4 protein-coding genes are annotated in these 7,012 nt (G+C 53.2%); 2 read left to right on the top strand and 2 right to left on the bottom strand.

Translation table 11 applies throughout. The features are described 5' to 3' along the window. Both BIS10_RS16190 and BIS10_RS16185 read left to right on the top strand, forming a co-directional pair. Positions 1-590, top strand: a 590-nt coding sequence (locus tag BIS10_RS16190) for a hypothetical protein (protein WP_253506702.1), incomplete at its 5' end; no start/stop codon positions are given. A 762-nt stretch (positions 591-1,352) separates the two neighbouring features. Next, a complete protein-coding gene (locus tag BIS10_RS16185) occupies positions 1,353-2,915 on the top strand; it encodes an ATP-binding protein (RefSeq protein WP_253506699.1) in 1,563 nt (520 codons plus the stop codon). A 103-nt stretch (positions 2,916-3,018) separates the two neighbouring features. On the opposite strand, the gene BIS10_RS16180 is transcribed toward BIS10_RS16185, so the two are convergent. Then, on the bottom strand, positions 3,019-4,380 hold the full coding sequence (locus BIS10_RS16180) for a VOC family protein (RefSeq protein ID WP_253506697.1): 1,362 nt from the start codon (positions 4,378-4,380) through the stop codon (positions 3,019-3,021). 14 nt (positions 4,381-4,394) lie between these two features. Next, positions 4,395-7,012: FAD-binding and (Fe-S)-binding domain-containing protein (locus tag BIS10_RS16175; protein ID WP_253506694.1), on the bottom strand; the 2,618-nt coding region annotated here is incomplete at its 5' end.

The raw sequence follows: 7,012 nt of genomic DNA, 5'->3' as shown, positions 1-7,012 counted from the left end.
GGTCTCTACTAGGCGCAGGCCTAACAATTCATTCAAGCCGACGCCGCTTCGCGGTACGGCTTAACTCAGGCGTTAGATTTCAGGAGTACCTTGTGAAGCCCGATGAAAAATATGCTCTTGAAACTCTGGTCGAGAAGTACGGTGGCAAATACATCAAAGGAGACGAGCCACCTGATGGCTATCTTGTCAGCGAAGACGGGAAAAGAATTGCTGTAGAAGTTACCCGTTTAATACAGCATGTAACTGACGATAATCGTTTTACAAAACCTAGACTAGCCGATGATGAACCAGGGCACGAGCTCCTCGATCAACTTGACATAGAATTAAGCAACAAAATCCCTACTGATAAATATATATTTATCATCCTTCCGACACCTGTAAACAATGTCAGTAAAACGAAACAATTACTCGCATCGAAGATCCTTGATTTGATAAATTCATCTGCCACTGAGGCTGAATTTGATGTATGTTCAAACCCGATATCAATATCAGTATTTAATGGTGAAAGAAGCTCGGGGAAAAAATCGTTGGAGCATTACCCAATACTAGATCTTCAGCGGATATTGGGGCTAACGTGTCCTATTTGCTAAATGATCGAATTACTAAAAAAGAACGGAATCGTAAAAATATCCCTGGTATTTCCGAATACTGGCTGGCTCTTATTAACCAATACTGGATCGCGGATGAAAATTCTTATCAATCAGCCTACATATCCAAAGATATTAAGCACGGCTTCGATCGAGTGTTATTAATAAATGATCGTAAGGGCGTTCATGAATTGTGCAAGAAAATATAAACAGTCGCTTAAGTTTGTTCCCGGCCTGTCGGGCCGCCGCTTAGCTAATCGTTAAAGTGCTATATCAGTGGCTCCTAAAAAGCCGCTTCTGGCCGATAGCAGCCAAGAAAAGGAGCCTGCGATTTCTCGCAGGCCCCTCTTTTACAATTCTGGCGCGCCCGGCAGGAATTGAACCTGCGACCTTCGGCTTCGGAGGCCGCTTTAGTAGCGTACTGTTACTTCCTACTTACTACAAAAAATCAAAAAAATATTATTAAAAACAAAATCTTAAATTAAAATCAACGCAACCTAATTCTTCGCCATCACACCAATTAACGCCACTATGTGCCTTTTTTGGTCACAATCTTGGCACATACCGTGACTTTTGCGCGTCCTGGTTTTTACCAAATTTGACCTTTGGCCAACGCGAAATATTTGCTCACTTTCATCATTTGGCTACGCGCAAAATGCGAGCAGCGGCCGCTGCAAAAAACGGAGCAGCATACGCGCAGCCTGCCCTTATAGCCAACATGCTAAACTACCCTGTGATTGACCGGTTCAGCCTCGGAGACTCAGCATGCCGTCTGCCCATCGTCGTAAGTTGCCTATTGGTATTCAGACCTTTTCGGACATTCGCGAAGGCGGCTATTACTACGTCGATAAAACGCCGTTTATTGAAAAGCTAACGAACCAGAATAAATACTATTTTCTCTCCCGCCCGCGCCGTTTCGGTAAAAGCCTACTGCTAGATACCTTAGGCTGCCTGTTTGAAGGCCGCGAAGCGTTGTTTGATGGGCTATATATTCACGACATGTGGGACTGGCAGCAGCGATACCCGGTGGTGCGTTTAAGCTTTGGGAATGGAGTAGCGGCTGACAGAGAGGATCTAGATGCAAACATTCGATATCAATTACAGCAGCAGCGGGCTCGCCTGCAAATTACGTCAACGCCTCCTGAGCGCATTGCGGACGACTTTGCTAGCTTGATTGAGCACGCGCATCGTATTCACGGTCAGCGCGTGGTCGTGCTGATCGACGAGTACGACAAACCCATTCTGGACAATATCCTTGATGGCGATAAATCACGTGAACTGCGAGAGGGGCTAAAAAACCTGTATAGCGTGCTGAAAGACGCCGACCCCCACCTGCACTTTGTGCTACTAACCGGTGTTTCCAAGTTCAGCAAAGTCAGCCTGTTTTCGGGGCTAAACAACCTGCGCGACATTACACTCTCATCCGACTATGCCGCTATTTGCGGTTACACCGACCACGATGTAGATACGGTATTTGCCCCAGAGCTGCCGGGGCTGGACCGTGACGAGATCCGCCGCTGGTACAACGGCTATCGCTGGGGCGGGCAAGACATGCCTAGCGTTTATAACCCGTTCGATGTGCTTTTACTGCTCGAAGAGCGGAAATTTAGCCCCTATTGGTTTGAAAGCGCCACGCCCACGTTTTTAGTGGAATTGCTCAAAAAACGCGGTGTGTTTACCCCTGCCTTGAGCCAACTGCAAACTGAAGCCGAGTTGTTAGGCCGCTTTGATGTCGATCATATCGCCACCGAAGCGCTCCTGTTCCAAACAGGCTATCTTACCGCGCATGCTGTCGAGGAGCCGATGACCGGTTACTGGCTCTACACCTTGGGCTATCCCAACCTGGAGGTGGAAACCAGCCTTAACCAAGCGTTGCTACCTGTGCTGGGCGTGCCAGCGCCTCCTCGGGAGCGGCTCACGCTGTTTCGCACCTTGCAAGCGCACGACTTGTCAGGCCTGGAAACCCACCTCAAAGCGCTTTATGCCGGTTTACCCCACGACTGGTACCGCAACAACCCTATCGCCCAATATGAAGGACATTATGCGAGCGTCTTTTACAGCCACTTCGCCGCACTGGGCGTGAATGTGACAGTAGAAGATGCCAGCCACCACGGCAAAGTGGATATGAGCGTCGATTTTGGCGGCCATGTTTACCTGTTTGAGTTTAAAGTGGTGGAACAGCTACCCGAAGGAAAAGCGCTGGAACAAATCAAAGCTAAAGGCTACGCCGACAAGCACCGTGCCAGCGGCAAACCAATTCACTTGATAGGCGTGGAGTTCTCCAGCGTACAGCGGCAGATCGTAGCGTTTGAGGTGGAGACGCTATAGCGCACAGCTACTCATCACAAGCCTCTGTTTAAGCTCGACAAAAAACCGGCCCCAAGGGCCGGTTCACGCTGTTATATTGCCGATCTCTATAAACACGATGGGATTAGCCTTTTAAACGCGCCAACACCTTCGCTTTAGACGCCTTTTCGCGCTCAGCATAAAGCGCCAACTCATCGGTCACCTGGGCGCCCAGCGCCGCTTCAAAGGCATCGCGATTAGCATTGCCGGCATAGGCTTCGCTCTCTGCACCGCCCAAGTTCGACTGGAAAATCCCCGCTGCGCTCACTGGCAGAAAGTCTTCATACGTGATCGGCTGCGCTTCCACTAAGCCCTGGGCGATTAACGCATCCATATCGGCATTGCCAATATCACCCGCGGCCTGGCCTTTCTCGGTCAGATGATAGTGAAAATACGCTAACCCCTCACGGCGCATGGCTTCGTCGTTATCAGGGAGCTTGGCAAAGACGTTTTGCATAACCGTTTGGTGTGCGTCGTTATCCAAGCCTGTGGTTTGCTTGCGGCCTTTAGTAAGCAACTGGTCATAAAGTGCACGGCCTTTCGGTGTTAGCGCCACTCCACGCTGCTCAATTTCACCAAAGCGAGCCGTGTGAGTACCTTGCGCGTCACCAGCAAAGCGGATTGATTCTTCCAACGCCTTAAAGCTGGTCTGGCGCAGCAGAATCGGGCACTCACGACGCGGCGGCCCTTCAATGACGGCTTTGGGGTTCATGCCCATCTCCGGCATGCGGCGCTGTACTTCGTCGATATCCAGGGTGCGTGGCGTCAGGTGATTAATATGCGGCCCACGGAAGCACACTACATCGGCAATCAAACGGTGCTCATCATGTAGCGCCTGATAAGTCTCCAGATCGACCGTCGCATCCTGATGCCAACGGAAGGTTTCCAGTGCTTCTTTGACGAACTGGTCGGTCTCTTCGCTGGTGAGTCCCCCCTGGGTTTCATGGCGCTCAATAAGCTCACGCGCCCCTGGGGTAAAGATATCGCGCTTAGCCAGAATTTCTTCCGAACGCTGGCGCAGCGCCTCGCTTTCAATAAGCTCTAAACGCAATAGCGAGGTAAAAACGCGGAAAGGGTTCATCGCCAACGCGTCATCGTCGATGGGCCGGAAGGCGGTTGAGTGAACCGGCACGCCTGCTTCAGAAAGGTCGTAATAACCGACCGGATACATACCCATCACAGCAAACAGGCGGCGCAGCATGGCAAGCTCTGTAGCGGTTCCCACGCGAATAGCCCCGTGGCGTTCTACGCTCAAACGGGCCAATTCACCCTGCGCTTCCAGGCGGCGATGCAGTTCAGGCTGTTGACTAAGTATTTCTTGGTTAACGCGCTCGACAAGTTCAAGCAGCGTGCCGTACTGCGGCACTTCGGCTTGATACATGGCCGACATTGCCTTAGAGAAACGGTCACGCACTTCATTGGTTGAAAGAAGGCTCGGTTGAGTCATTTCATTGCTCTCTCTTACATATTGTTGGGATAAGGATGAGATACCGACCTCAATTGCGCCAATAGCGCCTGAAGCGGGTGTAGCAAAGTTTGCCCAGAATAGCGTTTCACCTGGCTGCGGCAGGAGTAGCCTGTTGCTAGCAGCTTGCCTGTGTTTTGCTCGGCTTCCACCTGAGGCTGCCAGGATTGGGCATAAATGGTTTTCGAGGTTGCGACATTACGGGTTTCATGGCCGTAGGTGCCGGACATACCGCAGCAGCCGGTCGCCATCAGCTCAAGCTCTAAACCAAATGCCGCAAACACCTGCTGCCAGGCCTTGGGGCTGCCTGGGGCGTTGGTCTTTTCGGTGCAGTGGGAAAGCAGCTTAAAGCCAGGATCGGTTAGGTTCAGTTGGCGAGGTGCTAGCGTGTTCATACGCGTGGCTAGCCACTCTTGCAGCATCAGCACGTTGGGCACTTGCTCACTGCCCAGGGCTTTGACGTACTCTTGACGGTAGGTCAGCGTCATCGCCGGGTCGATCCCCACCATGGGTACGTCGAACTCTGCCAACGCTCGCAGGCGCTTGGCCTGTTTTTCCGCCGTACGCTCAAAGGCGCCTAAAAAGCCCTGCACTTGCAGCGGTTTGCCGTTGGCAGAAAATGGCATCACAAACACCCGCAGGTTGAGCCGCGACAGTAGTTCCACCACATCCATCACCAGCTTGGCTTCAAAGTGGCTGGTGAACGCGTCCTGGACAATGATCACGCTGTTGGCACGCTGCTGCTCAGTCAGCAGCGCAAGCGAGGTGGGCGTGGCTTCGGCAACGCCCCAGGCACGCAGCTGCTTTTTCACGCTGGCGCGGGAAAGCTGCGGGGAGTCGCTAATTCCCAGCCCTTTACGCATCAGGCTATCGACCCAGCGCTGGTTGAGTAGGGCGTTATACAGCGGCGCCACCTTGGCAAGGGTTGGCAGCATGAACTCAGTGCCGCCGATGATGTAATCGCGCAGCGGACGTAAATAGCGGCCGTGGTAGACCTCTAAAAACTGTGAACGGAACTGCGGCACATTGACCTTTATCGGGCACTGGCCTGCACAGGATTTACACGCCAAACAGCCCGCCATGGCATCGTAAACTTGGTGAGAATAGTCGTGGTGTTGCTTACGGCTGAGCGTATTGGCAACGCGCAGTGGAAAGCGTTTAACAAAGCCCCAGCCGTTTTCGGCTTTCTTCTTGCGCGACTCCTCCACCACATCGATCCCTGCTTGGGACTGCAGGCGTAGCCACTCACGCATTAAGCTGGCACGGCCTTTGGGCGAATGCACACGGTCACGGGTGGCCTTCCAGGAAGGGCACATGGGGTCATCAACATCGTAGTTATAGCAGGCGCCATTGCCATTGCAGTACACCGCTGCGTCGTAGGCCTGCCACGCCCGCTCATCAATGGTGCGATCCAACTGACCGCGCAGGGTGACGCCATCAATCGTTAATAGCTCTGGGTCACTGTCTTTGGCGATTAGTTCGCCGCCTTCAGTGGGCGACGCAATTTTGCCTGGGTTCAGCTGGTTATGCGGATCAAACGCGGCTTTAACGCGCTGCAGGCTGGGGTATAACTCACCAAAGAACTTGGGGCCGTACTCCGAACGCACGCCTTTGCCGTGTTCCCCCCATAACAGCCCGCCGTACTTCTGGGTCAGGGCCGCCACTTGATCAGAAATCTCACGAATCAGTGTTTCCTGTTCGGGATCTTTCATATCTAGCGCCGGGCGCACGTGCAGTACCCCCGCATCGACATGGCCAAACATGCCGTAGGAGAGCTGTCGGGCATCCAATGCGGCGCGAAACTCAGTAATAAAGTCAGCCAGATGCTCTGGTGGTACGGCGGTATCTTCGACAAACGCAATCGGGCGCTTTTCGCCCTGTACGTTGCCCAGCAAACCCACCGAGCGTTTGCGCATAGCGTAGACTTTTTGAATCTGCGAACGGCCTTCCGCCAGGGTGTAGCCTAAACGCTCCACCGTGGGGTCTTGGCTCAAGTGTTCCGTAAACGCCCGCACACGCTCAGACAAGCGTTCAGGGTCATCATCGTTAAACTCGATCAAGTTAATGCCACGAATCGGCGTACTACCGGTGGTGGGGAAAAACTCAGCTACGCTGTCCCAGACAAAGTCCTCCATGGCCAGCTGCAGCACGGTGTCATCAATAGTTTCAATCGAGGTAGGGCGCGCGCTTGAAGTCATCAGTGCCTTGGCATCGCGCAGCGCGTCCATAAAGCTGGCATAGCGCACATTGACCAAAGTGGCGTGCTTGGGAATCGGCAGCACATTGAGTACCGCTTCATTCAAAAAGCCCAATGAGCCTTCCGAGCCGCACAGCAGGCTGTTCAGGTTCAGCTGGCCTTTTGCTTCCCGCAGATGCGCCAGATCGTAGCCGGTTAAGCAGCGGTTGAGCGGCGGAAATTTCGCCTCAATCAGCCCCCGCTGCTGGTCGATAATCTCAGCCGCGGTGGTATGCACCTGGCCAAGAATGCCGGATTGGGCAACGGCCTGCTGCTCTTCGTCAGCGCTAAGCGGGCGGCTATGCAGATGCTGGCCCCCCAGCAGAACCGTATCCAGTTCCAGCACGTGGTCACGGGTTTTGCCATACTCACAGCTGC

The organism is Halomonas sp. 707B3 (genome assembly GCF_024158645.1).
GTDB lineage: Bacteria > Pseudomonadota > Gammaproteobacteria > Pseudomonadales > Halomonadaceae > Vreelandella > Vreelandella lionensis.
Note: the sequence above shows the minus strand (reverse complement) of the source record. Positions and strands in the feature narration are given on the sequence as shown.

What these genes read in the sequence shown, in the direction of transcription:
- BIS10_RS16180 (WP_253506697.1), bottom strand. Translation starts at nt 4,380, where the DNA reads ATGACTCAACCGAGCCTTCTTTCAACCAATGAAGTGCGTGACCGTTTC.
- BIS10_RS16185 (WP_253506699.1), top strand. Translation starts at nt 1,353, where the DNA reads ATGCCGTCTGCCCATCGTCGTAAGTTGCCTATTGGTATTCAGACCTTT.